The following is a 26317-nucleotide window of genomic DNA, read 5'->3' on the forward strand; positions in this document are numbered from 1 at the left end:
AACAACGGGTTGAATACCGGAGCACAACAATGACCTTTACCCGACATCACAAGGTGTGGCCGAAAGAGTTGCCCAAGACCATGACGCTGCCGCAAACCAGCGTGTTCACCAATCTGGAAGTCTCTGCCCGGCGTTATCCGGACCACAACGCCATCATTTACTACGACACCCCGATGACCTACCGCAGCCTGCTCGGTGAGGTGGAAGCTCTGGCCGGGTATCTGCAACATCAGGGAGTGAAAAAAGGCGAGCGGGTGCTGCTCTATATGCAGAACTCGCCCCAGTACGTCATCGCTTACTACGCCATCTTGCGTGCCGATGCGGTGGTGATTCCGGTCAACCCGATGAACCGCTCCGCCGAACTGGAACATTACATCGCCGATACCGATGCTCGGGTCTGCCTGGCGGGTCAGGAGCTGGCCGAATTTATCACCCCGCTGGTGGCCACCAGCGGACTGGAGAACGTGGTGGTGACCGCCTACAGCAGCTACGTGCGCGAACCCACCGACCTGACCCTGCCGGCCGAAGTGGCCGCACCGGTGCAGCCGGTAACGGTGGCCGGCTGCACCGCCTGGGACGACGCGATCAGTGCCGGCCACGCCCCGGCAAGCTACAGCGCCGGTCCCGACGATCTGGCGGTGTTTCCCTACAGTTCCGGCACCACCGGGGCGCCCAAGGGCTGCATGCACACCCACCGCTCGGTGATGGCCACCGCCCTGCACCGGGCATTGTGGAACGTCAGTAGCGCCGATTCGGTGCATCTGGCGACGCTGCCGTTCTTCCATGTCACCGGCATGACCGGCTCCATGAACGGCCCACTGTATAGCGGATCCACCATCGTGATCATGACCCGATGGGATCGCGCCACCGCCGCCAAGCTGATCGAGCGCTACCGGGTCACCGGCTGGTCGAACATTGTCACCATGGCGGTGGACTTCCTCTCCAATCCGGAGATTGGCAACTACGACCTGTCCAGTCTCAGCACCATTGGTGGCGGCGGCGCCGCTATGCCGGAGGCCGTCGCCCATAAGCTCAAGACCATGACCGGTCTCGACTACATCGAAGGCTATGGCCTGTCGGAAACCATGGCCGCCACCCATATCAACCCCACCGCGCACCCCAAGGCGCAGTGCCTGGGCATCCCGGTGTTTGACGTCGACAGCCGCATCATCGATGTCGAGACGCTGGCGGAAAAAGGGCCGGGTGAAGTGGGTGAGATCGTCAGCCACGGCCCCCAGGTCATGGTGGGCTACTGGAACCGTCCGGCGGACACCGACGCCGCCTTCGTGACCATCGACGGCAAGCGCTTCTTCCGCACCGGCGACCTGGGCTACTACGACGACGACGGCTACTTCTTCATGGTGGATCGGGTCAAGCGCATGATCAATGCCTCCGGCTTCAAGGTCTGGCCCTCGGAAGTGGAAGGCCTGATGTACCGCCACCCCGGCATCCATGAGGTCTGCATCATCTCCGCCCCCCACGAAAAACGAGGCGAGACGGTGAAGGCGGTGATTGTGTTGACCCCCGCCGCCGCCGACAGCACCAGCGAAGCCGACATCATTGCCTGGTGCCGGGAGCAGATGGCCGCCTACAAAGTGCCCGAACGGGTGCAGTTTGTGGACCAGCTTCCGAAGTCCCCCACCGGCAAACTGATGTGGCGGGCACTGCAGGAGCAGGAGTGGCAGGGCTAATCAATCAGGGCCCGGCTGAATCAATCCCGGTTTATTTCACCTTGCATCATAAGGCTGGAGTATCCGGGATTTATTTTGCCTAAATGGTACGCACAGCGGAATACCATTTTAATAATTGACAGGTGAGACATTTGGTGTAATTGTTTCATTTGGTGGGTGGCGGCGCTTCAAGCGCGCAGTCAATTGACCTCAACGACGTCCCATAACTGAGTCCTATAACAACAAGCACGGAGGGGCAGTTTTGAACCTTTTCTTTCAGCAGATCATGAACGGCCTGACCCTGGGTAGCATCTATGGCCTGGTGGCCCTTGGCCTGACCCTGGTCTACGGCATTCTCCACATTCCCAACTTCGCCCACGGCGCGCTCTACATGGTGGGAGCTTTCCTGTCCTACTTCCTGATGGTGGACCTCGGGGTGCACTACTGGCTGGCAATGGCCGGTTCGGCCGCCGTTGTCGCGCTCCTGGCGATCCTCTGCGAGCGCCTGGTGTTCCATCCCCTGCGCAACTCGCCACCGATCCACGACAAGATTGCCGCCATCGGCATTCTGCTGTTTCTGGAGGCGGTGGTGCAGATGTTCTGGGGCGCGGACTTCCGCCGCATGAGTTCCCCTTTCACCGGCATCCTCAATTTCGACGGCCTGATCATCCCCGAGCAGCGGTTGCTGATCGTGGTGGGTGCCTTCACGCTGGTGGCGGCCTTGCAGCTGTTCCTGCGCAAGACCATGGTGGGTGCCACCATCATCGCCCTGGCCCAGAGCCGGGACGGCGCCTTCCTGGTGGGTATCGACGCTAACCGGGTGGCCATGATGACCTTCGCCATCTCCGGGGCGCTGGCGGCCATCGCCGCCACTCTTTATGCCCCCATCAACCTGGTCTATCCGGCCATGGGTCACCTGGTGATCATGAAGGCCTTCGTCATCATCATCCTCGGTGGCATGGGCAGCATTCCCGGTGCCATCGTCGGTGGCATGATCATCGGCTTTGCCGAAGCCTTTGGTGGCTTCTACATCTCCACCGCCTACAAGGACATCATCGCCTTCGGACTGCTGGTGCTGATCCTGTCCGTCCGTCCCCAGGGCCTGTTCGCGAAGGGAGCGCACTGATATGTACAAGTTCGGATCTTTCCTGATGACCCCGCTGGCCAAGTACCTGATGCTGGCCTTCGCGCTGGTGTTCCCGCTGCTGACCAGCAACGAGTACCAGGTGTATGTGATGGCGTCCGCCTTCGTCTGGGCCATCGCGGTGTATGGCCTCAACATCATCACCGGCTTCTGCGGCCAGTTGAACCTGGCCCATGGCGGCTTCTTCGCCATCGGCGCCTACACCCTGGGCCTGCTCAGTGCCGACTACGGCTGGAGCTTCTGGCCGGCGTTTGCCGCCGCGTTGCTGATGACGGCGGTGCTGGGCCTGCTGGTGGGGGTGGTGTCGCTGCGGCTGAAGGAGCATTACTTCGCCATCTTCACCCTCTGCGTTGGCTTCATCATCTACCTGCTGATGGACAAGTGGGAAGCGCTGACCCACGGCCCCATCGGCGTTCGTGACATCGCCGCGCCCTATGGTTTCGGGCTGGTGGACTTCACCGATACCGTGCCGTTCTATTACCTGGTGCTGGCGTTCCTGGTGTTCGCCATCTGGTTCATGGGACGGTTGTCCCGTTCCCTGCTGGGACGGACTTTCGTGGCCATCCGCAATGGCGACGAGCTGGCCCAGTCCCTCGGCATCAACCTGATGCGCAACAAGACACTGGCCTTCGTGCTGTCTACCACCTACGCCGGCCTGGCCGGAGCCCTGTACGCCGGCATGGTGCGTTTCATCGGGCCGGAAGAGGCCAACATTACCCACACCTTCGACATGATCACTTACCTGCTGGTGGGGGGCATCGGCACCCTGACCGGTCCCTTGCTGGGGACCGTGGGCATTGTCTGGATCACCCAGTCGCTGCAGTTCCTGGAGGAGTACCGGATGATCATCTTCGGGCCACTGCTGGTGTTGCTGGTGATTTTCTTCCCCCGCGGCGTCACTGGCTCCTTCCTCGGCTGGATGCACCGCAAGGGCGAGCAGGCACAGGCGCCCGAGCAACGCTCAATGGGCAAGGTATCGCTGCCTTCGGAGGTGAACAGCAATGCTTAAGATCGAACGGCTAACCAAGATGTTTGGCGGCCTGGCGGCGGTCCACGACGTGTCCGTCGAGTTCGAGGCCAACAAGATCAACGCCATTATCGGACCCAACGGTGCCGGCAAGAGCACCTTCTTCAACCTGGTGTCGGGCATGCACCCACCCAGCTCCGGCCGCATCCTGCTGGACGGTGTCGATGTCACCCGGATGCCCTGCGATCAGGTGGCACGGCTGGGGGTCGGGCGCACCTTCCAGACCACCAACCTGTTCGAGCAGGCCACGGTGCTGGATAACCTGATTGTCGGCCATCGCCTGCGCACCCGCTCCGGGCTCTGGGACGTGCTGGTCAACTCCCGCCGGCTGCGGGCCGAGGAGCAGGCCTGCCGCGACAAGGCCCGGCAGGCGCTGGACTTTGTCGGCCTGAGCCACGTCGAGCACCGCTACATCGCCGACATCACCCAGGAAGAGCGCAAGCGGGTGGCGTTTGCCCTGGCCCTGGCCACCGAGCCAAAGCTGGTGCTGCTGGATGAGCCGGCCGCCGGGGTCAACCCGGAGGAGACCGAAGGCCTGGCCGCGCTGATGAAGAAGATGGTGGCCAACGGCCTCACCGTGTGCCTGATCGAACACAAAATGGACATGATCATGGGCATGGCCGACAAGATCATGGTGCTGGATCACGGCGAGAAAATTGCCGAAGGCACCCCGGAACAGATCAAGTGCAATCCGGTGGTGATCGAAGCCTACCTGGGGAGTGACGAAGATGCTGCAGCTTAACAACGTCGATGTCTGCTACGGCAGCTTCAAGGCCCTCAACCGCATCAATATGTCGGTGCAATCCGGTGAGCTGGTGGTGCTGCTGGGCGCCAATGGCGCCGGCAAGACCAGTCTGTTCAACGCCATCAGTGGCCTTGGCCGGCCAGCCGCCGGCGCTATCAGCTTCGACGGGCGCCGGCTCGACGGCCTCAAGCCCAGCGCCATTGTCAGTGCCGGCGTGGTGCAGTGCGCCGAGGGGCGCAAGCTGTTCCCGCAGATGAGCGTGCTGCAGAACCTGATGCTTGGGGCCTATGTGCACCGCCGCGACCGGGCCGGCAACCGCCAGCGCCTCGACGAGGTAATGGCGCTGTTCCCGATCCTGGCGGAAAAGGGCCAGCAGCCGGCGGGCTCGCTGTCCGGTGGTCAGCAGCAGATGGTGGCCATCGGCCGCGCCCTGATGAGCCGGCCGCGGCTGCTGATGCTGGACGAGCCGTCCCTCGGCCTGGCCCCGCTGGTGGTCAAGCAGATGTTCGAGATTATCAAGAAGATCAACGGCCTGGGCACAACCGTGTTGCTCGCGGAGCAGAACGCCTTTGCCGCCCTGCGCATTGCCGACCGCGCCTATGTGATGGAAAACGGCCAGCTGGTGCTGGAAGGCGATCAGGACACCATGCTGGGTAACGAGCAGGTGCGCAAGGCTTACATCGGCGCCTGATGGCGCCGGGGGCCAACCCCCATTGATTCACCCAAGCCAATAACGACAATAGATGGAGAAAACAATGACACTGACCAACACCCTGCGGACAGCCATCGCTGCCGCCACCCTCGGACTCGCCACCCTCGGACTCGCCACCACGTCCGCTCTGGCGGATAGCGTCAGCATCGGCTTTACCGGCCCGCTCAGCGGCGGCGCCGCGCTCTATGGCGAGAACACCCTGTCCGGTCTGCGCATGGCGGCGGATGAAATCAACGCGGCCGGTGGCTTCGACCTCAATGGCGAGCAGGTCACCGTCGAGCTGGTGTCACTGGACGACCGCTACTCGCCGGCCCAGGCCGCCACCAATGCCAAGCGGCTGAAGCAGGATAGCGGGGTGTCGGCGGTGTTCGTGCCCCACTCGGGGGGCGTGTTTGCGTTGCAGGATTTCAATGAAAAGGACGATTTCCTGATCATGGCCTACACCTCGGTGCCCACCGTCACCACCCAGGGCAACGGCCTGACCCTGCGGATTCCGCCCACCTTCGACGGTTACGTCGACGCCTTTACCGAGTACGCCCTGGAGCACATGGGCTCCAATCTGGGCATGGGCGGCGCCACCCACGAATACGCCAAGCTCTGGGGCGGCATGATCGAGAAGACCTGGGCCGCCAAGGGCGGCACCGTGGTGGCCAATAACCCGATGGATTACAACAAGTCGGCGGATTTCTACACCGGCGTCAGCCGCATCATTGCGGAGAATCCGGACGTGATGTTTGTCGGCGGTGCCTCCGAGCCCACCGGTCTGGTGATCCAGCAGGCCCGCCAGCTGGGCTTTCAGGGCGCGTTCGTGCTGATGGACCAGGCCAAGATCGATGAGGTGGCGGCGGTCGCCGGCGGCCTGGAGATGGTGGGCCGCGCCGTGGGCGTGGTGCCGTTGTCGGTCTATGAAACGGAGGAGGCGCGGGGTTTCATCCAGCGTTACCAGGACAAGTACGGCAAGATGCCCGGCTCAGAGGCGGGCTACAACTACCTGGCGCTGCACGCCCTGGTCGAGGCGATGGATGATACCGAGTCCACCGATCCGGCAATCCTGAGGGCGGCCATTGGCGAGGCGCTGCGCTCCATGGACCGCAGCAAAAACCCCTACGCGGTGACCGAAGTCACCGACGACGGCGGCTTCGTCACCCAGACCACCCTGGCGGTGGTGGAAGATGGCGTCATCGTGCGCAAGCCGATCGAATAAGCGTCGCCAGTTCCGGCCGGCCAGTGGCGTTGGGCCCCCGCCCCTTATTGGGCGGGGAGTCCCAGTGCCTTGGCCAGCTTGTCGCCATCCATGTGGCGCTCCAACCCGGCCAGGGCGGTGGCGACATTGGGGTGGGCAAACAACTCCTGCCCGGCCACCTGGCCGAACAGCTCAAAACCCTGCTGAATGGCCAGCGGACCTTCGTATTTCACCGCCTTGCGGGCTTCTTCCAGACAATCCTCACTCATCAGCCTGACAAACATGTTGGCGGCGTCGCGGTTGGAGGCGTCGTGGTCGGCGTCGCTCAGGTTGGACATGCCGGCCACCACCGGATGCAGGGAAATCGAGGTGAACATCCACTTCACCAACACATCCTTGTCCCGCTGACTGGCCGAGTCGACCAGGCAGCGGGACAGATCGTCGGAATACAGGCCAGCACTGGTGGGCAGCGAGGTGCCGAGTAACAGCGCCAGGGCGGTGGAGGTGAACAGCTTGTTCATGGTGCGCTCCTTTGAGTGTTTGAGGCCCCATAACTTAACTTATAGTGGTGCGGGATGCACCAGTGGCCTGCTCGGTGGTGATAGCGGCACCCGCTCGCAGCCCGCCCGTGCTGCCCAGTCACCGCTATGCTACCGCCAGCCAGCCAGCCAGCCAGCCAACCGCCGTTGTCCTGGTCTAGCCGGCGTTGCGTTTTAGCAGCTTCTGGAACTCACCCACCAGCCCGCCACGGAACGCCAGCACACAGATCACGAAGATGGCGCCCATGATGATGTGAACGTAGTTGCCCAGCTCGCCACCAGAGAGGTAGTTCTGCATGGTGACGATGGTACCCGCGCCCACCAGTGGTCCGAACACCGTGCCCACGCCACCCACCAGGGTCATCAGCACCACCTCGCCGGACATGTGCCAGTGGGCGTCGGTGAGGGAGGTGAGCTGGAATACCAGGCTCTTGGTGGAGCCGGCCAGGCCCGCCAGGGCGGCGGAGATCATGAACGCCACCCACTTGTAGTCGCTGACGTTGTAGCCCAGGGACACGGCGCGGGGTTCGTTCTCGCGGATGGCCTTGAGCACCTGGCCGAAGGGCGAGTGAATGGTGCGATGGATCAGCCAGTAACCGAACAGGAAGATCGCCAGCACGAAGTAGTACATGTTGAGGTTGTCGGACAGGTCGATGAAGCCGAACAGCTCGCCCCGGGGGATGCCCTGCATGCCGTCCTCGCCGCCGGTGAACGGCGCCTGCAGGTAGACGAAGAAGATCAGCTGGGCCAGCGCCAGCGTGACCATGGCGAAGTAGATGCCCTCCCGTTTCACCGCCAGCTTGCCGTACACCGCCCCGAGCAGGCCGGCGGCGCCGGTGCCCAGCAGGATCGCCAGCTCCGGGGTGATGCCGGCGTTCATCATCAGCCAGCCGGTGATGTAACCACCGGTGCCGAGGAAGGCGGCGTGTCCGAAGGACAGCAGGCCGACATAGCCCAACAACAGGTTGAAGGCGGCGGCGAACAGCGCGAAGCAGAGAATCTTCGCCAGCAACACCGGGTAGACCACAAACGGTGCCACCAGGGCGGCCACCAGCAGGATCAGGGTCAGTTTGGAGACTTTCATATCGGCAACCTCACGCTTCTTTGCCGAACAGGCCGGCGGGCTTGAGCAGTAGCACTATCACCATCACCAGGAAGATCACCGTGGTGGAGGCTTCCGGGTAAAGGTACTTGGTCAGACCCTCGATCACGCCCATGGCCAGGCCGGTGAGAATGGCGCCGCCGATGGAGCCCATGCCGCCGATCACTACAATGGCGAACACCACGATCAGCAGGTTGGAGCCCATCTCCGGGGATACCGAGTACACCGGGGCCGCCATGACGCCGGCAAAGCCCGCCAGGGCGACGCCGAAGCCAAAGGTCAGGGTGACGATCAGCGGCACGTTGATGCCGAACGCCTGCATCAACTGGGGATTTTCGGTGCCGGCGCGCAGGTAGGCGCCGAGCCGGGTCTTCTCCACCAGCCACCAGGTTGCCCCGCACACCACGATGGACGCGACGATGATCCAGGCCCGGTAGTTGGGCAGGTACATGAACGGCAGCTTGGTGCCGCCCTGCAGCGCCTCGGGAATGGCGTAGGCCAGCCCCGACGAGCCGTACACGTGGGTGAAAACGCCTTGCAGCATCAGCGCCACGCCGAAGGTCAGCAACAGGCTGTAGAGGTGGTCTTCATGGGCGATGGGCCGCACCAGGAAGCGCTCCATCAGAATGCCGAGAAAGCCCACCACCAGGGGGACCACGATCAGCGCGACCCAGTAGTTCATGCCGAAGTAGCTCAATGCCATCCAGGCGAAGAAGGCGCCCAGCATGTACATCGCGCCCTGGGCGAAGTTGATGATCTTCAGCAGGCCGAAGATGATGGCCAGCCCGAGGCTGAGCAGGGCGTAGAAGGAGCCATTGATCAGCCCCACCAGCAGTTGCCCGAACAGGGCAAACAGGTTGATTCCGAGAAACGTTGTCATAGCTCAAGTTGCTCCCAAGCTAAGTTATTTCCAAGCTCAGCTATTTCCAGCCTCGGCCGGTGCCGGCCGCTGGCGATTGGTGACCCTCACCGGCGGCATCGGCAGCGCCCGTGAGGGTCGGTCCGGCTTAGTTGAAGTTGCATTCGGGCAGCATCGGGGCGAAGGCTTCGTCGCCGGGGATGACGCTGAGAATCCTGAAAATGTCGTTGTCGCCACTGCGCTCGGCGGCGGGTTTGATCTCGGCGTAGTACATGTCATGCACCATACGGCCGTCGGCGCGCAGGTAGGCGTTGCGGGCGAAGAAGTCCTCCGGCTTGAGCTCTCGCATCTTGGCCATTACCGCATCGGAGTCGTCGGTGCCTGCGGCCTCGATCGCGCGGAAGTAGTGCATCGCCATGGAGTAGGCGCCGGCGTGGCCCATGGCGGGCAGGGTGCCGGTGCGTTCAAGGAAGCGTTCGCTCCATTGCCGGGTCTGGTCGTCGTAGTCCCAGTAGAAGCCGGTGGTCAGGCGCATGCCGCCGGCGGTGTCCGGGTCCATGGCCTGGGCGGCGGGGGTGAACACCAGCAGGCCGGCGACGTCCACCATCTCGGTGAGGCCGAACTCGGTGGCGGCTTTCAGCGAGTTGACGGTGTCGGCACCGGCGTTGGCCAGCGCTACCACGTCGGCGCCGGAGGCCTGGGCCTGCAGCACGTAAGACGAGAAGTCGGTGGTGGCCAGCGGCGCACGCACCACGCCAACCACTTCGCCGCCATTGGCCTCGATCACCTCGGTGGCCACCGATTCCAGGGCATGGCCGAAGGCGTAGTCGGCGGTGATGAAGAACCACTTCTTCTTGCCGGCCGCCACCATCGGCTTGACGGTGCCATTGGCCATGGCGGTGACGTTGTAGGTCCAGTGCACGTTATAGGGGGAGCAGGCGCTGGTGGTGAAAGCGTTGGAGGCGGCGGTGGAGATCATGGCAATTTTTTTTGCGTCGGTCAGCACCTTGGTGGCGGCACCGACCACCGCCGAGGATACCAGACCGCCGACCGCGTCCACCTGTTCGTTCTCCACCCATTTGCGCACGATGGCGGAACCGACGTCGGCCTTGAGCTGATCGTCGGCACTGATGATCTCGATGGGGGCGCCCAGGACTTTGCCGCCAACGTCTTCGGCGGCCATTTCCAGGGCGGTGACGCAGCCGGGTCCGCAGAGGTCGGAGTAGACCCCGCCCATATCGGCGAGCACGCCAATCTTGATCTTGTCGTCGGAAATATTGGCCAGGGCCGGGCTGGCCGCGGTAGCCGCCAGGGCCACCGCGGCTACGGTATTGGTTAATGCTTTCATTGTGACTCTCCAGTTGAGCAAGTTGTTTTTGTTTCTCGAGAGAGGGGGTTGTCAGACCGCTTCAGACCCCCAGGTAGGTATTGAGCAGGGCCTCTTTTTGTTGCAGTTCGCCGGCGTGGACTTCCTCTACGATGTGGCCGTGTTCCATCACGTAGTGACGGTCGGCGATGGGTGCGGCAAAACGGAAGTTCTGTTCCACCAGCAGAATGGTCAGTCCTCGCTTTTTCAGCTTGGTCAGCACCTCGCCGAGCTTCTGCACGATCACCGGCGCCAGGCCCTCGGTGATTTCATCCAACAGCAGAATATTGGCGCCGGTGCGCAGGATGCGGGCCAGCGCCAGCATCTGCTGTTCGCCGCCGGACAGGCGGGTGCCCTGGCTGTGGCGGCGTTCGTACAGGTTGGGGAACATGTCGTACAGTTCCTCCACGGTCATGCCGTCGGAACGCACCGCCGGCGGCAGCATCAGGTTTTCCTCGACGTTGAGACTGGCGAAGATGCCCCGTTCTTCCGGGCAGTAGCCCAAGCCCAGGTGGGCGATACGATGGCCCGCCAGGTCGATGGTTTCGGTGCCGTTGACGGTAATCGAGCCGCTGCGACGTCCCACCAGGTTCATGATGGCGCGCAGGGTGGTGCTGCGGCCGGAGCCGTTGCGCCCCAACAGGGTCACCAGTTCGCCCTGGTTCAGGTGCAGGTCGATGCCGTGGAGGATGTGGGATTCGCCGTAGAACGCGTGGACGCCGTCCAGGCGCAGTTTTTCACGATGGGAGCTCATGCTTCGACCACCTCCTCGGCATTCACTTCGGCAGTGGCGGCGGTGCCCAGATAGGCTTCCTGCACCCTTGGGTCCCGGGATACGGTCCGGTAGTCCCCTTCGGTCAGAATCGCGCCCCGTTGCAGCACGGTGATCCGGTCTGCCAGTTTGGCCACTACATGAAGGTTGTGTTCCACCATCAAAATGGTGCGGCCGACGGACACCTGCTTGATCAGCTCGGCGACCCGGCCGACGTCTTCGTGGCCCATACCCTGGGTGGGTTCGTCCAGCAGCATCAGCTCTGGCTCCAGCGCCAGGGTGGTGGCGATTTCCAGGGCGCGTTTGTGGCCGTAGGACAGGTCGACGGTGTGGGCGTCGGCGAAATCCTCCAGGCCCACCGACGCCAGCAACTCCTGGGCACGACCGTTGAGCCGGTCCAGCACTCGTTGTGGTCGCCAGAAGTGGAAGCTGTTGCCCTCCTTGCGCTGCAGCGCCACCCGGACGTTCTCCCGTACCGTGAGCTGGGGAAACACCGCCGAAATCTGAAACGAACGCACCACACCGGCCCGGGCAATGGCTGCCGGCTTCATGGTGGTTATGTTCTTGCCGTTGAACAGGATTTGCCCGGAGGTGGGGCTGAGAAATTTGGTCAGCAGGTTAAACACCGTGGTTTTACCCGCGCCATTGGGGCCGATCAGGGCGTGGATATGGCCCCGGGTCACCTTGAGGTTAACGTCGTCAACCGCCGTAAAGCCCTTGAACGCTTTGATAAGGTTCCGGGACTCGAGAACGTAATCTGTACTCATGGGAGCACCCAATCTCATTGTTGTTCTTGTAGTCGATGGTCGTCAGCCGTCGGGCCGATCGCTTACGCTTACGTAAGCTGATAATCAACGTAGCAACCATTTTGAGATGGGGGCAAGTGCGACTTTGGTCGAATTTTGGCCGGATTTTCCGGGATTATTGAGGAAAATCCGCAGCCTAAGCGTGATATTAGTTGATTAAGTCAACCAACCTGCTTTACGTGAACGTCAGCTTTGGCTAATTTGATGCTTCGGCAGAGGCTCTCTAACTCTTTGGAATTGAATGCCATGACCCAACAAACCTACAGCATCAGCGAGTTGGCCAACGAATTTGACGTCACCGTTCGCAGCATCCGTTTCTACGAGGATTCGGGGCTGCTCAATCCTGCCCGTCGCGGCCAGACCCGGATTTATTCCCGCAAGGATCGGGTTCGATTGAAGTTGATTCTCAGAGGCAAGCGGCTGGGTATATCGTTGGCGGAAACCAGGGAGCTGTTCGATCTGTGGGATAACACCCATCAGGGCAGCGAGCAGCAGCTTAAGCTGATGTTGGACATTATCGACAAGAAGCGGGAAGCGTTGCGTCAGCAGCTGAGTGACATCGCCATGGTGAATCTGGAACTGGATAATGCTGAAGCCCGTTGCCGGGATGCCCTCCGGGACCTGATCGAGGCACCGGACGGTGCGATCGGGAAAGTGGCAAAGGAGCCTTCCGCCAAGCGATAGCCTTCAGCCGATCGATACCTTCAGCTGACTGATAGCCCTCAGCAGACCGAGGCTCCCTCCCCAGGATGCGCCAACCCTGGCGCCAAGCGAGTGCCGTGTCGCCCCTTCTTGTTGGTGCGAAACCGGAGTGTTGTGCAATCCAGTCCCCTGTCTCGCGGTTATCGGGCGACACGGCGGCGTTGATTAGTGTTGTTATTGTGAGAGTCGCTGTGTGAATAACACGATGGGTGATTACGTTCGGTTCCATCTTTTTTAGGCTAATGTCTAATTTTTTTCTATTCTTGTTTGAGCTTCGCAAAACGACGGCGGTTGCCTTTGTTGCTCTCGATTAACCCTTTGAAACCTTGAGCGAATCACCTCTTGCGCTGGGCGCCTGGCGGGTGCGTATCTGGGCTGATGGCAGGAAATGGGCGGTCTTGGACGGTGGTTTTGGGTCAGCGTCGCCAATGAGGTTGTGTGTTAGTCTCATGTATTGTTGGCGGTAACGTGTTGCGCGCTGGTGATGAGGCGGGCTGCGGAGGATCTTGCGGGCAACCTGGGCAATAGCGGCGGTTGCTGTAAATTTTTGTAAATTTATGGGCGCGTACGCCGCCGCAGCTAGTGCAAGCGGATCGGTTTGATGCCTTAATGACGTTGGCGCTTTCCGTTTTCACCACGACAAGGGTTTGGGTGGAGTGGGCCAACACGTATTAAACGCTGGTAGTACAAGCATGGTTCCAAAAAAAATCGCCAGTAGCCGAAAAAAAATGACCACAGACACAGGATCTGCCGGTTTCACCCTGGTGGAACTGATTGTCGCCGTGGCTGTGCTGGGCATTGTGGTCGGCTGGGCGATTCCCTCCATGTACTCCCTGATCAGTCAGAACCGCCTGACGGCCACCTCGAACCAGCTGGTGGGGTTGATCCATCACGCCCGCAGCGAGGCACTGAAGACCGCCGGGCGGGTCTGGGTCTCGCCGATGACCGACGGCGGCGGCACCTCGTCCTGGAGCCTGGGGGCGGTGATCTGGGTGGACAGCAACGGTGACGGCGTTCGTGCGGCGGGGGAGAGCGTACGGGAGATCCTGATCGACATTTCCGATATTTCCGTGGCCGGTTCCGCCACCAGTCTGGCGATTGCCCCCTTCGGCTTTGATGGCGCCGGCTACGCCATCGCGGACCAGGCCTACACCCTGACGCTGTGCAGCGACGCGGTGCCAGCCCGGGGCCAGCGCATCGAGATCAACGGTGGCGGCCAGATTCGCACCGCCAGCCAGGATTGTGGGGGTGGCTCATGAACCGGTTCGAGCGCGGTATCTCCATGGTGGAGCTGCTGGTGACCATTGTCATCTTCGCGGTGGGGCTACTGGGGGTTGCCAGCCTGCAGATGTTCACCCTGAAGATGAACACCAATGCCGATGTCCGCACCCGGGCCTCGCTGCTGGCGGGTGACATCGTCGAGCGGATGCGGGCCAACCCATTGCAATACGCGTCCTATGATATGTCGTTTGACCAGTGCCTGGCGGCGGTGACCGAAGACCCGGACGCCAGCAGCGACATCGCAGTGACCGACAAGCGCCAATGGTGCGCGCGCCTGGATCGTGACCTGCCGGGGGGCGCGGCGTCGGTGGATTTCGACAACGGCGTGGCCACGGTGACCGTGCGCTGGCAGGAACGGGAGGGGCGGGAGCAAGTCGATGCCGAGGGCGTGGGTACCGGCTCGGAATGGAGCACCAGCGAGTTCGTCATGCGGGGGCGGTTGGAATGATGGCGGTGGCAACACGGAGCAGGTTCCCCAGCAGACAGCGCGGGCTGTCCCTGGTGGAGCTGATGATCGCGATGGCCCTGGGTCTGGTGATGATGGCGGGGCTGACCCAGATTTTCATCTCCAACCAGCGTTCCTTTACCCTCAGCCAGGCGCTGGCCTATGTTCAGGAATCCGGCCGCGAGGGTGCGGCGATTCTGGCGCGGGAAATCCGCAACGCCGATTACTGGGGCTGTCTCAGTGAGGCCACCGAGGTGGTCAGCAACCTCAACGGCGGTTCGGGCTCAGACCTGCTGGATAACCTGACCATGGGGGTGCAGGTGTATCCGGACACCGATGCAACCAACCAGATTGTCGATGGCTCCCATGTGATCGTATTGCGCGGCATCGATGCCAACAATCCAATCCGCGTGAACAGGGTGCCATCTGGGGAGGCGGCGACCCTTGAGGTGAATGACGCTTCCTCCATTTCCCAGGGCGATATCCTGATGGTGTCGGATTGCCAGAACGCCAACATCTTTCAGGTCACCAATAATCCTTCCCACAACAACTCTGATCAGGTGGTGCATAACACCGGCGGCACCGTTACCCCGGGTAATGAAGAACAGGATATGCCCAAAGCCTACACCGACAACGCCAGCATCTTCCGCCCGACGGTAGTGCGCTACTCGGTGCAGTTCGACGAGGACGGCCGCCGGGCGCTGGTGATGGAGCGGTTGCAGCTGAGCAACAACGGCGGCACCGCCTCTGCCCTGGGCGATCCCATCGAGCTGGTGGGCGATGTCCGCGATCTGCGCACGGCAATCGGCCTCGATACCAGCGATGCGGGCGCGGTAGACAGTTGGGCGGCGCCACCGGCCCAGGACGATGCCAATGCCGCCAATACCCTGGCCCAGGTGCTGGCGCTGCGGGTCAGCCTGCTGATCCGCTCCCAGGACCAGTTCGCCGGCGACGCACCGGGTGACTACTGCTTCCCCGGCTGGCTGACCTGCGCCGATGCCGCCACCGGCCTGCAGACGCCGACCGACCGGGCGCTGTACCGGTCCTACACCTTTACCGCCAGCATCCGTAACCGGATTTACCGGGGCGAGGGGTAATCATGGCAAAAAGTGAACGGGGCGCGGCCCTGGTGATGACGCTGCTGATGTTGCTGGTGATGACCCTGCTGGCCATGAGCAGCATGGAACGGGTGACCCTGCAGGAGAAAATGGTGAGCGCCCAGCGCCAGGGCGATCTGTCGCTGGAGCTGGTGGAGGGCGCGTTGCGGGAGGCGGAAGACTACCTTGATGGTGGTACGCTGGCGCTGGCGAACTTCGGCACCGCTGGCAAGCTGTATGAGGCCGGCGCCGCGCCGGATATCCACTCCGCCGCCGCCTGGACCGACGACAACAGTTTCGCCGCCACCGCCACCCAGACCGCCTGGACCGAAGCGCTGGGCGCAACCGTACCGGCTCCGCGTTATTTCATTGAACTGATTGGCGATGCCACCAGTGTCGACACCCTGACCGACGTGGTGGTGAGTGGCCGTCAGGATATGGCCCTGGGCGCTTATCGTCCCAAGGGCTTTCGCATTGTTGCCCGCTCAACCGGGGTGAGTGGCACCGCCCAGCGCATTGTGGAGGTCTACTATGCCGCAGATCTTTAACGGGATGTCTGGCCGCATCCGCCAGTTCGGCCATCTGTTGCTCCCGCTACTGCTGCTGGTGCCGTTAAGTGGCTACGCCCAGCCGGGCGAGCTGAGCCAGTCACCGCTATTCCTCAGCACCCCGGTGAAACACAACCTGATGGTGGTGGGGGACGATTCCTGGCATATGGACCTGGAGCTGTTCCTGGAGGGCACCGACTACGGCCGACTGGATAACGAGACCCTGACCACCTGGATGGGCAACCTGATCGACGGTACCGGCAATGAGTTCCTCCAGCTTCTGGCGGACAGCCTGATTGGCGATGTCCAGTACGGTTACCTGTTTGAAACCGGGTTGGCGGGCGGTGGCGGCGATGGCGTGCGCGATTATGACGGCCGGCGCCTCAACGAGACCTATCAGGTGGTGCCGCCGATCAAGGCATACGGTTTCATGCGTTCCCACCAATACAACACCCAGTACTACGATCCCAGTCAGGACTACGCCCCCTGGTCGGGGCTCGATTATGGCGCGGCCGAGCTGGGCAACCCGCTGCTGGACCCGAATTACGAGCTGACCTTCGACGAGGCCGCACAGACCGCAGCGCAAGCGTTTACTGGCTCACTCACAGACACTATTCTGGGTATCTGGTGCAGTGCCTGGGACTTCGACTTTCTGGGCCTTTTGGGCGATCCGCCAGGATACTGTGAAGACTCGGCTTACCCTTTGTCTGAACTGCGTATTTTACCCTTTGCTTTTTCAGGGGATATCAGCACGGCGCTAAGAAGCGCCAATACCGCGATGGATAGCGTCGGGACGGTTCTGGACGAAGTCTCGGAGCTGGATAACAGCTTGACGGAAGTCACGCTTGACTCCTTGGGCTGCAGCTCCGACAGCTTGCTGGCCAACATGGGGGACTTCCTGGATGACGCCGTGCAGGATGTGTTCTACCAATGTGTCGCTCATCGCGCCGCCACCTACTACGTGCCGGTGGACGAGGGTGTTTATGACCTGTTCGACGCCAGCAACAAGATTTCCCTATTGGGTGGCAGCGGCGGTAACTGTGCCGAGCCGAACCCGGAACATTACGCCACCCTGGTGCAGCAATGGTCCACCGAGAATCTGCTGGATTTCCGCCACGCCGACGGTTCCCAGTTCGACGGTGCCCTGGCGCCGGATGGCCGCTGCCTGGAACGGGTCGAGGTAGAGCCGGACCGGTCGGACTACCCCAGTGGCCGCAGCTTCGAGGACGAACTGCAGAACTTCTCCAACTGGTTCCAGTACCACCGTCGCCGTCATCAGTCCGTGCGCTACTCCCTCGGTGAGTCGGTTCACAGCCTCAATGGCATGTACGCGGACTACACCACCGTCAACGACGCCGCGGCTAACTCCCTGCCCAACGACGGGATCAACGATGCGGTGATGAAGGACACCACCGATCGGGCTGCCGATGGCGATTTCGAGGCCCTGCTGGAGGAAATCTATCACGGCTACGACGACACCCCGGCCAGCAACGAGTCGCCGATGCGGGCGGCGCTGGCGGATGTGGGCAGCCAGTTGCAGCGCACCGATGACAATGCCCCGGTGCAGTACGAATGCCAGAAGAACTACGCCTTGCTCTACACCGACGGCTTCACCAGTGATCTGGACTACACCTGGGCCGGTGGCACCGATAATGCCGCTGACGAGCCCTTCGCGGATACCTATTCCAGCACCCTGGCGGACGTTGCCTATGGCCTGCGCACCGGCAACCTGCGGCCAGACCTACCCGATGGCCAGGTAAGCATTCCGACCACCTGCAGCGATGACGCGGTGACCGGCATGGATCGCCTCAAACTGGGGTGCGACGACGTCGATCCCCACCTCAATACCTTCGCCGTTCACCTGGGTGGCGGTGGCACGGTGTATGGCACAAGCCACGCCAGCGTGGATGATGCCTTTGCCTCGCCACCAAGCTGGCCCGATGTGAACGACGATTCGGCTTCGACAACCGTTCAGCTGGATGACCTGTACCACGCCACCGTGGACGGTTTGGGTGAGATCTTCTCCAGCTACCTGCCCGATACCATTGCCAGCTACATCAACAGCTCATTGCAGGACGCCAGCGTGCAGCAGGGCTCCGCAGCCGCGGTGGCGTTCAACAGCGCCAGCGTCAGCAGCGATTCGCGGATCTTCAGCGCCTCGTTCAACGCCTCCAACTGGAGTGGCCGGCTGATCGCACGCGAGCTCAATTCCGCCAACGGTCACCTGACGGTGGGCGATGACGGCTCCTTCCTGCAGACCATTGACTGGGAAGCCGGCGAAGTGCTGACCAACGACATGGCGGTGTCCGACCGCAACCTGGTGACCTGGAACGGCAGTGCCGGCGTCCAGTTCAGCTGGGCCAATCTGACCGATAGCCAGAAGAACGACCTCAAGGCTGGCGGTACCGACGCCGAGGGCCAGGAACGACTGGCCTACCACCAGGGCGTGCGTAGCCTGGAGGGCAGCAAGTACCGCAGCCGGGCGTCACTGCTGGGGGATATCGTGTATTCCGCGCCGGTCATGGTGTCCCAGCCGCGCATGGGCTGGCCGGACGTGGACCCCTTTGGCGGCATCGGTGAACGCTATTCGCACTTCAGGGCCGACCACTTGGACCGCGCGCCCACGGTGTATGTGGGCGCCAACGACGGCATGCTGCACGCCTTTAACGCCACCCTGGACGCCAATACCGGCGGCCAGGAGCGGTTCGCCTACATTCCGGGCCTGGTGTTTGACGAAGCCACCAATGCCGGCCTCAGTTATCTGACCGAGCCCGGCTATGAACACCGCTACTACGTGGACCTGTCTCCCGCCGTCTCCGACGCCTACTTCGACAGTGGCAGTGGCGACGCCTGGCACACGGTGCTGATCGGTGGTTTGCGCGCCGGTGGCAAGGGCCTGTTTGCCCTCGACATCACTGATCCCACACTGGATGGCATCAATGCGCCCGATCTGGCGCTGTGGGAATTCACCGATGACCGCCTGGGCTTCGTCACCGAACCGGTCAATATTGCGCTGGTGCCCTGGGGCAACAACAACTACGAGTGGGTGGTCATCGTCGGCAACGGCTACAACGCCACCACCGAAACCACCGGGTTGTTCCTGCTGAAGCTGGAAGGCGGGCTCGATGGCGTCTGGACCGAGGATACCGATTACCGGTACATCGAGCTGGCCGGTGCCGGCAGCCATGGCCTGACCTCCGATGTGCGGCTGGTGGACCTGGATGACGACCGGGTCATCGACCGCATCTACGCCGGTGATCTGGAGGGCAATCTGTGGGTGTTCGCTCCCGGCAACCAGAACGACTGGGGCAGTGCCTACAAACAGGGCAACGACCCCAAGCCCCTGTTCACCGCGGACAGCGGCCAGGCCATTACCGCCGCACCCATGGTGGTGCGCAACCCCTACACCGCCGATGGCGATGACCCCAACCTGCTGGTGCTGTTCGGCACCGGTCAGTACCTGACCTCGGCGGATCTGGTGGATACCAGCCTGCAGTCGTTCTACGGCGTCTGGGACGACGGCAACAAGGAGCTGGGTCGTAACCACCTGTTGGCGCGGGAGATCACCGAGACCAGCACCGCGCACGGCTTGATTCGCAACCTGTCGTCCGACGATCTGCTCTGGGGCAGCGGCAACTTGGAGTATATGGGCTGGTACCTGGATTTCGACACCAAGGCCGGCGAGCGGGTGATCCAGACCCCGCAGGTGCGCAACCGCACCATCATCTTCAACACCACCATTCCAGCGGAAGACGATCCCTGCGGCTCGGCCGGGAGCAGTTTCCGCATGTTCGTGGATCTGAATGGCACCGACCCCGACCGGGTGGTGTTCGACCTCAACGCCGATCGCAAGGTCAATAACGACGACACCATCATCGCCGGCTTCTACCACAGCCCCGGCATCCTCACCCTGTCGGCGTTCCTCGGCGATGTCATGTTTGACAACATGGCGGGCAACAACCCGGCGCTGGGCCAGGAAACCAACGAAAACGTGGTGGATTTCGGTGCGGTCTCGCGCCGTGGCCGGATCAGCTGGCGGGAACTGATCGAGCGCTAAGGCGCCGCTGAACCGTTCCCGAATCGCGCCTTAACCGCTCCTGGGCGAGCCGTTGTTGTAGGTTTCGTTGTTGAATGATCGATGGTCGAATGTTCAATGGTTGAACATTCGATCGTCGTACATTCAGTAACACGACAACGGCTTGCCTTCTCCGTACATTTCTCCTTTGCACATCCCCGAAGTGCCGTAAGGCCTTCTAAACAAAGCAAAAGGAGAAGTGAAATGTATTACCGAGTACTGTCCGGTGAGGACCGGTTACGGGCGTTCCAACAGGGTTTCGAGGCGGCGTCCGGCAACGCTGTGGCGCTGGAGTATCTGCAGGGCGCGCGGGTGATCGGGTTGTTCCGGCGGGGCCGGATGATCGGCGGCTTCGTGCTCAATCGTGGTCCGCAGCTACGCTACGCGGACATGCTGCAGCACCACTGCGCGCGAATGCCATTCGAGCTGAGCCAGGTGGTGGAGATCACCTGCTACTTCCTTGTCGAGAAATCGCCGTTGCTGAGTTCGCTGGCCGGCCTGGTCATTGCACTGGAGTGCTGGCGCAGCGGCAGTGACTACGTGCTGGCGGGCACCCGCATCGAAAAGGTCTACCGTACCCACAGCCGGGTCATTCCGAATGTCTTCCATCAGGGTCTGGTGGAGACACCCAAGGGACGCCAGTACTGGTGGTTCTACTGGGCCGAACGCCGGCAACTGCCAGCCCTGGTGAGCCGGGAGATCGTGCTGCGCTACTGGCCCCGCCGCAAGGGCGCGGTGCCGGTGTCCGGCTGAGTCATGGCGAGAGGCCCGAGTGGATCGGGCCTCGGTATCCGCTGACTCATCCCCTTATCGGCGATACACCACGCCCTCCCTGATCACATAAGTCAGGTCCGCCAGCGCCCCGATATCGGCGGTGGGATCGCCATTCACCAGCAACAGGTCGGCAACCGCACCGCCTTGGACCACCCCCAGGGGGGCTCCGGCGTCGGCCAGTCGCGCTCCGGGGGCACTGGTGGCCATACGCAGCAGGTCGACGGGTTGGTAGCCGTAGGATTGCAGCAGGCTGAGTTCGCGGATCAGCGAGGCCCCGGGGGTCAGTCCCGGGATGCCGAAATCGGTGCCCGCCAGCTGGGGAATGCCGGCCCGGTAGAGTTGCTTGAGGTTATAGGCCTGATTGGCCGCGAAGCCTGGAATTCTTGCCCGGTAATCGTCGGAGAAGGTGGTGGAGTCGTAATCGGTCAGCGCGGCGTGCCAGTCCTGCTGCCAGGCGCCCACCATGGCGTCTGACGCCAGTCGCTGCTCCAGCGGCGTGAGCGTGGCGGTCTTGTTCAGGCCCCGCTCATACCATTCCCAGATTTGTCCGGTGGTGACCACCGCCGCACCGCTGCGTTTGAGTCGTTGCAGCTGGGCGTCGCTGAACCGGTCCACATAGGGGGTGTGCATCAGCACATCGGCGCCGGCCTCGGCGGCGACCACCGCTTCCTGGGCGGTGCCCACATGGACATAGACCGGCTTGCCGGCGCCGTGGGCCAGGGTGACCACCTGGCGGATGTCGGCGTCGGTCAGTCGCGGCGAGTCCCAGGGAATGGCGGCATCGAACACCAGCTTGATGTGGTGGCTGGCACCGGCCACCAACGCCTCGATTGCCGCCCGGTCGCTGACGGCGGACCGAATGGGCATGACCTGTTCGGCAATCACCGAGTCGGTGAGGGGCCAGGGCACAAATTCCCGGAACATGGGCACCGGGTGGCCGTCCAGGGCGGTGATCATCCGGCTGGCGGAGAAAATCCGCGGTGCCGGCCCCTGTTGCCGATCCAGGTTGGCGAGGGCGTTGGGTGAGCCCTCGACGGTGCTGGTGACACCGCTGTACAGGAACGCTTCGCGTTGGGCGGCCACGGAAATCAGGCTCGGTCCGTCCATGGCCCAGGGTGGGCGGCCGTCGGAGGAACCGTAGTGGACGTGGAAGTCGATCAGGCCAGGGACCAGGGTGCGGTCTTCGCCCGCCAGGATGTGACCATCAAAGTCGGTGGGTACGCTGTCCCCGGACCAATGAACATGGGCGATCCGACCGTCGTGAATCTCCACCGCCGATGCCGGCTTGAGCTGGCCGGTGGCATCATCAAAAACCCGGACCCGGGTAATCAGCAAGTGGCTGGATGTCCGGCCGGCCGGCTGCAGCAGCTCCGCTGGCTCATTCACTTTGGCCTGGATATGGAGAAAGCCGGCGGTTCCGGCCAGCAGAATCAGCAAAACAAGTAGCGCGAAGGCAACGAGAAGGCGTCGGGTCATGGTATCCGGGTCCCTGGTTGGTGGTTGTCAGTCCTGGCCACAGTCTAGCGAGTGAAGATGACATTGACCCCATGTCGCGTCACAGGTGGAGAAAATTGGCCTGGAAGCTAGCGAAAAAATGAATATGCAACCAGTTGCATATTGGTCGCTCCGCTGATAATTTTGGGTAACGGCTTGCCGATATCCCTAAGGAGCGATTCAGAGGCTCCCTAACCCCACAGTTCACTGTACGGAGTTGCCATGTCCTTGCCTGAGATTCTGCGCGAACGGCTGTCGTTGCCCGCGGTGTGTTCACCCCTGTTCATCATTTCCAACCCGGATCTGGTCATTGCCCAGTGCAAGGCCGGTGTGGTGGGCTCGTTTCCGGCACTGAACGCGCGTCCGGCCCACGTTCTGGAAGAATGGCTGCAGCGCATTACCAGCGAGTTGGCGGAGTATAATGCCCAGAACCCGGACCGGCCTGCGGCGCCTTTTGCGGTCAATCAGATTGTGCACAAGTCCAACGACCGGCTTGAGCACGACCTGGAGCTGTGTGCCAAATACCAGGTGCCGATTATCATCACCTCGCTGGGGGCGAGAGAAGAGTTGAACCGCAGGGTCCACGATTATGGCGGCATCGTGCTGCACGACGTCATCAACAATCGCTTTGCCCGCAAGGCCATCGAGAAGGGCGCGGATGGCCTGATCGCTGTGGCTGCGGGTGCTGGCGGCCATGCCGGTACCCAGTCACCGTTTGCGCTGATTCAGGAAATCCGTGAATGGTTCGACGGCCCGTTGTTGCTTTCCGGCGCCATCGCCAACGGCAATGCGGTACTGGCGGCGCAGGCCGCTGGTGCGGACCTCGCCTACATTGGCTCGGCGTTCATTGCCACCGCAGAGGCCAACGCGGTCGACGATTACAAGCAGATGCTGGTGGACAGTGGCGCGGAGGACATCGTGTACTCCAACCTGTTTACCGGGGTGCATGGCAACTACCTGCGCCAGAGCATCGTTAATGGTGGCCTGGATCCAGATAATTTACCGGAGTCCGATCCGTCAAAAATGAGCTTCGGTTCCGGCGGCAGTGCCAGAAGCAAGGCCTGGCGCGATATCTGGGGCGCCGGGCAGGGCATTGGCGCGGTCAAGCGGGTGGAGCGTACCGAAGAGCTGATCAACCGGCTGCGGTCCGAGTACCGGGATGCGCGAGCCCGGCTGGGGCTGGCGGAATGGGCGCAGGCGCGCCAGCCGGAGGCTGTCGACTAGTCTGACTGGGGGCTGCTGGGGCCATTTTTGCCGATGGTTGCCAGCAGCGCCCGGGTCTCGCTGGCCCAGACCAGCCAGTTTTCTTCCTTCATGATCCCCATTCTCAGGACTCGATGTTGCAGTTGTTGGGCAACCGACAGCTCGTCGCCGGCAAAGTCCCGCTGCTCGATCTGCCGATAGCTCGCCAGCCGTTCCTCGTGGTAGCTCTGTAACCGGGCCAGCTCCTCGTGCACGCCCATCGGTCCCAGTATGGCCTCGGCTCTCAGCTTGACCAGCAGCGCCGAGGTGCAGGGGCCGGAGCTGTCCGGTTGTGAGACCCAGCGTACCAGTTCTTCCCGGCCTTCCGGCAGCACGTGGTAGGTCTTGCGCTGGCGGCCACCGGGCGCACCATCCGCTTCGGCTTCCAGCCAGCCTGCGGCCGCCATGCGCTTGAGCTCGCGATAGATCTGCTGATGCGTGGCTTGCCAGAAATAACCAATGGAACGGTCGAAGCGATTGGCCAGCTGGTAGCCGGTGGACGGCTTTTCCAGCAGGGAGGTAAGCAGGGCGTGTTGAATGGTCATGGGCGAATTCTAACGGGGTGGGCAGGACTGTCAATCAGCCCTGCCAGTGGTCGTCGGCCGGCAGGATCTCGGCTTCCCCCATGACCGCCAGTGTTTCCGGCGAGCGCACCGGGGTGATGTCGAGGGGGACGGGGATATGGCTGGTGAACAGGTGCTGGAACGGGTCGGTATTGTGCAGGTCCGGGTCGAGCCACAGCTCGAAATCGTCCGGCGTCAGCATCAGCGGAAAGCTCTTGGCGTGAACGTGGCTGAAGCGCGGATGCGGGGGCAGGGTGATGAGGCTGAACGCGGGCACCCGCTGGCCGTCGAACTCCCAGATCTCATACAGCCCGCCAAAGGCGATGGCGCCACTGGTGGCGCGAATGTGGTGGCACTGCTTGTTGCCCTTGGCGCCGGTCCATTCATGAAAACCGCTGGCCGGGATGATGGCGCGCTGACGGGGGAAGCGCCGTTTCCATAACGGGCTGGAACCCAGCTTCCCGGCGCGGGCGTTAAAGGTGCTGTAGTTGGGCGAAGGGCGAAAGCCGCTGCCGTCCGGTTTGCGCTCGATCAGCAGTGACCAGATGGCGTCCTCCAGGACCCGCCCCCGGCCATCGTCAAACACCACCTGACCCCAGCCGCCGGGGGCGATGTTGAGCCGGGTTTCCGGGTAGAGCGGTAACCCGAGGCTCGCCATCAGCTGGCGGATGTCGGGGTCGTCGATGACGTTATAGCGTCCGCACACAGGCCGCCCTCCTTATTCTCGGTGCTCATGCCGCTCTCATTGGCAAGGGTAGCATGGGGGGCTGAGACGAGCCTGGGTCGATCCATTGCTGCCGTCACCTCCACTGTTCCCTTCATCACTTCACCACTTCACCATTTCACTACTGACGCTCTGTGCAGCCTCTGCTTCCTTCAGCGCGAGCGGCGGGTATACAGCACCAGATGCTCCGCCACACAGGCGGGCCGGTCCTGGTCGCGAACCTCCAGAGTGCTGCGGTAGCTGGCCCGGGTCCGGTCTTCGCCCTGGGGCCTAATCGCCAACAGTTCCACCTTGCTGCGGATCTCGGCGCCCACCATCACCGCGGTGGGAAAACGTACCCGGTCCAGGCCGTAGTTGATGCTGGCGGTGGTGCCAGCGACCCGGAACACCTGCTGGTTTAGCAGCGGCAACAGTGACAGGGTCAGGAAGCCGTGGGCGATGGGGCTGTGCCAGGGCGACTCCCGCCGTGCCCGTGCCACATCCACATGAATCCACTGCTGGTCACCGGTGGCATCGGCGAAGGCCTGTACCCGGTCCTGGCTGATCTGGGTCCAGGCGCTGTGGCCGAGGGTGATGCCCAGATAGTCTGTTAGGGAATCGAAAGGTATTGTCAGCATTGTTGTGGTCGCTCTCGATGAGGTCAGGATGAGGGATTACACCGCGTAGCCCGGATTCTTGCTGTCCAGCAGGCGCCGCAGCGCCGGCCAGGTCAGGGCCGCGGCCTTGCCCAGGGACTGGGACTGGTCGGCGGTGGTCTGGATGGCCTGCGCCGAGGGCTGATGGGTGGGGCCGCAGGCCAAGGCACGCACCTGGATCTCACAGGCCTTCATCAGGAAATACAGGTAGGTGAAGGTTTCGGCCACCGTCTGACCGGCCGTCAGCAGGCCGTGATTGCGCAGGATCATCATGGACTTGTCGCCCAGGTCCCGGATCAGTCGCTGGCGCTCATCCAGATTCAGGGCAACGCCTTCGTAGTCGTGGTAGCTCAGGTGGTCCAGGCACAGCATGGCGGTCTGGCTGAGCGGCAACAGACCGTCCCGGTGGGCGGACACCGCCACGCCATCGGCCGCATGCAGGTGCATCACCGCGCCGGCGTCGTCGCGACCCAGGTGCACCGCGCTGTGGATGGTGAACCCGGCGGGATTGACCCGGCGCACGCCACCGGACTCGATCACCTGACCGTCCTGGTCCACCTTCACCAGGGACGAAGCGGTGATCTCATGGAACAACAGGCCGTAGGGGTTAATCAGGAAATGGTGCTCGGGCCCGGGTACCCGGGCCGACAGGTGGGTGAACACCAGGTCGTCCCAGCCAAACAACGCCACCAGGCGATAGGCGGCGGCCAGGTCGGTGCGGACCTGCCACTCGGCGCGGGCTTGTGCTTCGTTATTGTCGAGTCGGTCTTGCATGTCACGATCCTCCATGTTGCTTGCGGGCCTGGCCCGGA

The 26317-nt window shown here is 62.5% G+C and carries 25 protein-coding genes; 14 read left to right on the forward strand and 11 right to left on the reverse strand.

Going from position 1 to position 26317, the window contains the following annotated elements; translation table 11 throughout:
• Positions 1-29: 29 nt before the first annotated feature.
• From N6L25_RS01300 to N6L25_RS01325, 6 genes are all read left to right on the forward strand, one after another.
• Positions 30-1691 (forward strand): long-chain fatty acid--CoA ligase, encoded by a 1662-nt coding sequence (locus N6L25_RS01300; RefSeq protein ID WP_271977222.1) that lies wholly within the window; start codon positions 30-32, stop codon positions 1689-1691.
• A gap of 241 nt (positions 1692-1932) precedes the next feature.
• A complete protein-coding gene (locus tag N6L25_RS01305) occupies positions 1933-2796 on the forward strand; it encodes a branched-chain amino acid ABC transporter permease (protein WP_271977223.1) in 864 nt (287 codons plus the stop codon).
• Between the two features lies 1 nt (position 2797).
• Complete coding sequence (locus N6L25_RS01310; RefSeq protein WP_271977224.1) at positions 2798-3823, forward strand: branched-chain amino acid ABC transporter permease; 1026 nt, start codon at positions 2798-2800, stop codon at positions 3821-3823.
• Positions 3816-4583 (forward strand): ABC transporter ATP-binding protein, encoded by a 768-nt coding sequence (locus N6L25_RS01315; RefSeq protein WP_271977225.1) that lies wholly within the window; start codon positions 3816-3818, stop codon positions 4581-4583. Before N6L25_RS01310 ends, N6L25_RS01315 begins: the two co-directional genes overlap by 8 nt.
• Complete coding sequence (locus N6L25_RS01320) at positions 4570-5277, forward strand: ABC transporter ATP-binding protein (protein WP_271977226.1); 708 nt, start codon at positions 4570-4572, stop codon at positions 5275-5277. The genes N6L25_RS01315 and N6L25_RS01320 overlap by 14 nt, the downstream gene beginning before the upstream one ends.
• 64 nt (positions 5278-5341) lie before the next feature.
• The gene (locus tag N6L25_RS01325; protein WP_271977227.1) at positions 5342-6502 is read left to right on the forward strand and encodes an ABC transporter substrate-binding protein; all 1161 of its coding nucleotides are present in this window, start codon (positions 5342-5344) and stop codon (positions 6500-6502) included.
• Positions 6503-6546: 44 nt separating this feature from the next.
• Here the strand turns inward: N6L25_RS01325 and N6L25_RS01330 are convergent, their stop codons facing one another.
• The 6 genes from N6L25_RS01330 to N6L25_RS01355 all read right to left on the reverse strand — a co-directional run bounded on the left by N6L25_RS01330 (position 6547) and on the right by N6L25_RS01355 (position 11886).
• The gene (locus tag N6L25_RS01330) at positions 6547-7002 is read right to left on the reverse strand and encodes a hypothetical protein (protein ID WP_271977228.1); all 456 of its coding nucleotides are present in this window, start codon (positions 7000-7002) and stop codon (positions 6547-6549) included.
• Positions 7003-7177: 175 nt separating this feature from the next.
• On the reverse strand, positions 7178-8104 hold the full coding sequence (locus N6L25_RS01335) for a branched-chain amino acid ABC transporter permease (protein ID WP_271977229.1): 927 nt from the start codon (positions 8102-8104) through the stop codon (positions 7178-7180).
• 10 nt (positions 8105-8114) lie between these two features.
• Positions 8115-9002 (reverse strand): branched-chain amino acid ABC transporter permease, encoded by an 888-nt coding sequence (locus tag N6L25_RS01340; protein ID WP_271977230.1) that lies wholly within the window; start codon positions 9000-9002, stop codon positions 8115-8117.
• 127 nt (positions 9003-9129) lie between these two features.
• Positions 9130-10329, reverse strand: a complete 1200-nt coding sequence (locus tag N6L25_RS01345; protein WP_271977231.1) for an ABC transporter substrate-binding protein — start codon at positions 10327-10329, stop codon at positions 9130-9132.
• Between the two features lie 61 nt (positions 10330-10390).
• Positions 10391-11101 carry an ABC transporter ATP-binding protein gene (locus tag N6L25_RS01350; RefSeq protein ID WP_271977232.1) on the reverse strand — a complete coding sequence of 237 codons (711 nt, stop codon included), beginning with the start codon at positions 11099-11101 and terminating at the stop codon, positions 10391-10393.
• Positions 11098-11886 (reverse strand): ABC transporter ATP-binding protein, encoded by a 789-nt coding sequence (locus N6L25_RS01355; RefSeq protein ID WP_271977233.1) that lies wholly within the window; start codon positions 11884-11886, stop codon positions 11098-11100. The genes N6L25_RS01350 and N6L25_RS01355 overlap by 4 nt, the downstream gene beginning before the upstream one ends.
• 285 nt (positions 11887-12171) lie before the next feature.
• Here N6L25_RS01355 and N6L25_RS01360 point away from each other — a divergent pair, with 285 nt between their 5' ends.
• The 7 genes from N6L25_RS01360 (at position 12172) to N6L25_RS01390 (ending at position 20826) form a co-directional block, all read left to right on the forward strand.
• Complete coding sequence (locus N6L25_RS01360; protein WP_271977234.1) at positions 12172-12609, forward strand: MerR family transcriptional regulator; 438 nt, start codon at positions 12172-12174, stop codon at positions 12607-12609.
• Between the two features lie 746 nt (positions 12610-13355).
• Positions 13356-13886, forward strand: a complete 531-nt coding sequence (locus tag N6L25_RS01365; protein ID WP_271977235.1) for a GspH/FimT family pseudopilin — start codon at positions 13356-13358, stop codon at positions 13884-13886.
• Positions 13883-14356: a type IV pilus modification protein PilV gene (gene pilV, locus N6L25_RS01370; RefSeq protein WP_271977236.1), complete on the forward strand. Its 474-nt coding sequence runs from the start codon at positions 13883-13885 to the stop codon at positions 14354-14356. Before N6L25_RS01365 ends, pilV begins: the two co-directional genes overlap by 4 nt.
• A 5-nt stretch (positions 14357-14361) precedes the next feature.
• Positions 14362-15450, forward strand: a complete 1089-nt coding sequence (locus tag N6L25_RS01375) for a PilW family protein (RefSeq protein WP_271977237.1) — start codon at positions 14362-14364, stop codon at positions 15448-15450.
• Between the two features lie 2 nt (positions 15451-15452).
• A complete protein-coding gene (locus tag N6L25_RS01380) occupies positions 15453-15998 on the forward strand; it encodes a pilus assembly PilX family protein (protein WP_271977238.1) in 546 nt (181 codons plus the stop codon).
• Positions 15982-20055, forward strand: coding sequence for a pilus assembly protein (locus N6L25_RS01385; RefSeq protein WP_271977239.1), 4074 nt, complete (start codon positions 15982-15984; stop codon positions 20053-20055). Before N6L25_RS01380 ends, N6L25_RS01385 begins: the two co-directional genes overlap by 17 nt.
• Positions 20056-20277: 222 nt before the next feature.
• Positions 20278-20826 (forward strand): hypothetical protein, encoded by a 549-nt coding sequence (locus tag N6L25_RS01390; RefSeq protein WP_271977240.1) that lies wholly within the window; start codon positions 20278-20280, stop codon positions 20824-20826.
• A 54-nt stretch (positions 20827-20880) separates the two neighbouring features.
• On the opposite strand, the gene N6L25_RS01395 is transcribed toward N6L25_RS01390, so the two are convergent.
• Positions 20881-22323 carry an amidohydrolase family protein gene (locus N6L25_RS01395; RefSeq protein WP_271977241.1) on the reverse strand — a complete coding sequence of 481 codons (1443 nt, stop codon included), beginning with the start codon at positions 22321-22323 and terminating at the stop codon, positions 20881-20883.
• A 240-nt stretch (positions 22324-22563) separates the two neighbouring features.
• On the opposite strand from N6L25_RS01395, the gene N6L25_RS01400 reads away from it, so the two are divergent.
• Positions 22564-23565, forward strand: a complete 1002-nt coding sequence (locus N6L25_RS01400) for an NAD(P)H-dependent flavin oxidoreductase (RefSeq protein ID WP_271977242.1) — start codon at positions 22564-22566, stop codon at positions 23563-23565.
• Here the strand turns inward: N6L25_RS01400 and N6L25_RS01405 are convergent.
• The 4 genes from N6L25_RS01405 to N6L25_RS01420 form a co-directional block, all read right to left on the reverse strand.
• The gene (locus N6L25_RS01405) at positions 23562-24128 is read right to left on the reverse strand and encodes a PadR family transcriptional regulator (RefSeq protein WP_271977243.1); all 567 of its coding nucleotides are present in this window, start codon (positions 24126-24128) and stop codon (positions 23562-23564) included. The two genes, N6L25_RS01400 and N6L25_RS01405, sit on opposite strands and share 4 nt — an antisense overlap.
• Positions 24129-24162: 34 nt before the next feature.
• Positions 24163-24852 carry an SOS response-associated peptidase gene (locus N6L25_RS01410; protein WP_271977244.1) on the reverse strand — a complete coding sequence of 230 codons (690 nt, stop codon included), beginning with the start codon at positions 24850-24852 and terminating at the stop codon, positions 24163-24165.
• 170 nt (positions 24853-25022) lie between these two features.
• Positions 25023-25487 carry a MaoC family dehydratase gene (locus N6L25_RS01415; protein ID WP_271977245.1) on the reverse strand — a complete coding sequence of 155 codons (465 nt, stop codon included), beginning with the start codon at positions 25485-25487 and terminating at the stop codon, positions 25023-25025.
• Between the two features lie 36 nt (positions 25488-25523).
• Positions 25524-26279: a class II aldolase/adducin family protein gene (locus tag N6L25_RS01420; RefSeq protein WP_271977246.1), complete on the reverse strand. Its 756-nt coding sequence runs from the start codon at positions 26277-26279 to the stop codon at positions 25524-25526.
• Positions 26280-26317 lie beyond the last annotated feature (38 nt).

This window comes from Marinobacter sp. SS21 (genome assembly GCF_028369065.1).
Classification (GTDB): Bacteria; Pseudomonadota; Gammaproteobacteria; order Pseudomonadales; family Oleiphilaceae; genus Marinobacter.

Excerpts from the sequence above, each read along its gene's own strand:
- N6L25_RS01345 (WP_271977231.1), bottom strand. The coding sequence starts at position 10,329 with ATGAAAGCATTAACCAATACCGTAGCCGCGGTGGCCCTGGCGGCTACC.
- N6L25_RS01390 (WP_271977240.1), top strand. The coding sequence starts at position 20,278 with ATGTATTACCGAGTACTGTCCGGTGAGGACCGGTTACGGGCGTTCCAA.
- N6L25_RS01315 (WP_271977225.1), top strand. The coding sequence starts at position 3,816 with ATGCTTAAGATCGAACGGCTAACCAAGATGTTTGGCGGCCTGGCGGCG.
- N6L25_RS01415 (WP_271977245.1), bottom strand. The coding sequence starts at position 25,487 with ATGCTGACAATACCTTTCGATTCCCTAACAGACTATCTGGGCATCACC.
- N6L25_RS01380 (WP_271977238.1), top strand. The coding sequence starts at position 15,453 with ATGGCAAAAAGTGAACGGGGCGCGGCCCTGGTGATGACGCTGCTGATG.
- N6L25_RS01340 (WP_271977230.1), bottom strand. The coding sequence starts at position 9,002 with ATGACAACGTTTCTCGGAATCAACCTGTTTGCCCTGTTCGGGCAACTG.
- N6L25_RS01310 (WP_271977224.1), top strand. The coding sequence starts at position 2,798 with ATGTACAAGTTCGGATCTTTCCTGATGACCCCGCTGGCCAAGTACCTG.
- N6L25_RS01350 (WP_271977232.1), bottom strand. The coding sequence starts at position 11,101 with ATGAGCTCCCATCGTGAAAAACTGCGCCTGGACGGCGTCCACGCGTTC.
- N6L25_RS01335 (WP_271977229.1), bottom strand. The coding sequence starts at position 8,104 with ATGAAAGTCTCCAAACTGACCCTGATCCTGCTGGTGGCCGCCCTGGTG.
- N6L25_RS01330 (WP_271977228.1), bottom strand. The coding sequence starts at position 7,002 with ATGAACAAGCTGTTCACCTCCACCGCCCTGGCGCTGTTACTCGGCACC.
- N6L25_RS01400 (WP_271977242.1), top strand. The coding sequence starts at position 22,564 with ATGTCCTTGCCTGAGATTCTGCGCGAACGGCTGTCGTTGCCCGCGGTG.
- N6L25_RS01320 (WP_271977226.1), top strand. The coding sequence starts at position 4,570 with ATGCTGCAGCTTAACAACGTCGATGTCTGCTACGGCAGCTTCAAGGCC.
- N6L25_RS01405 (WP_271977243.1), bottom strand. The coding sequence starts at position 24,128 with ATGACCATTCAACACGCCCTGCTTACCTCCCTGCTGGAAAAGCCGTCC.
- N6L25_RS01365 (WP_271977235.1), top strand. The coding sequence starts at position 13,356 with ATGACCACAGACACAGGATCTGCCGGTTTCACCCTGGTGGAACTGATT.
- N6L25_RS01360 (WP_271977234.1), top strand. The coding sequence starts at position 12,172 with ATGACCCAACAAACCTACAGCATCAGCGAGTTGGCCAACGAATTTGAC.
- N6L25_RS01325 (WP_271977227.1), top strand. The coding sequence starts at position 5,342 with ATGACACTGACCAACACCCTGCGGACAGCCATCGCTGCCGCCACCCTC.
- N6L25_RS01385 (WP_271977239.1), top strand. The coding sequence starts at position 15,982 with ATGCCGCAGATCTTTAACGGGATGTCTGGCCGCATCCGCCAGTTCGGC.
- pilV (WP_271977236.1), top strand. The coding sequence starts at position 13,883 with ATGAACCGGTTCGAGCGCGGTATCTCCATGGTGGAGCTGCTGGTGACC.
- N6L25_RS01395 (WP_271977241.1), bottom strand. The coding sequence starts at position 22,323 with ATGACCCGACGCCTTCTCGTTGCCTTCGCGCTACTTGTTTTGCTGATT.
- N6L25_RS01355 (WP_271977233.1), bottom strand. The coding sequence starts at position 11,886 with ATGAGTACAGATTACGTTCTCGAGTCCCGGAACCTTATCAAAGCGTTC.
- N6L25_RS01420 (WP_271977246.1), bottom strand. The coding sequence starts at position 26,279 with ATGCAAGACCGACTCGACAATAACGAAGCACAAGCCCGCGCCGAGTGG.
- N6L25_RS01300 (WP_271977222.1), top strand. The coding sequence starts at position 30 with ATGACCTTTACCCGACATCACAAGGTGTGGCCGAAAGAGTTGCCCAAG.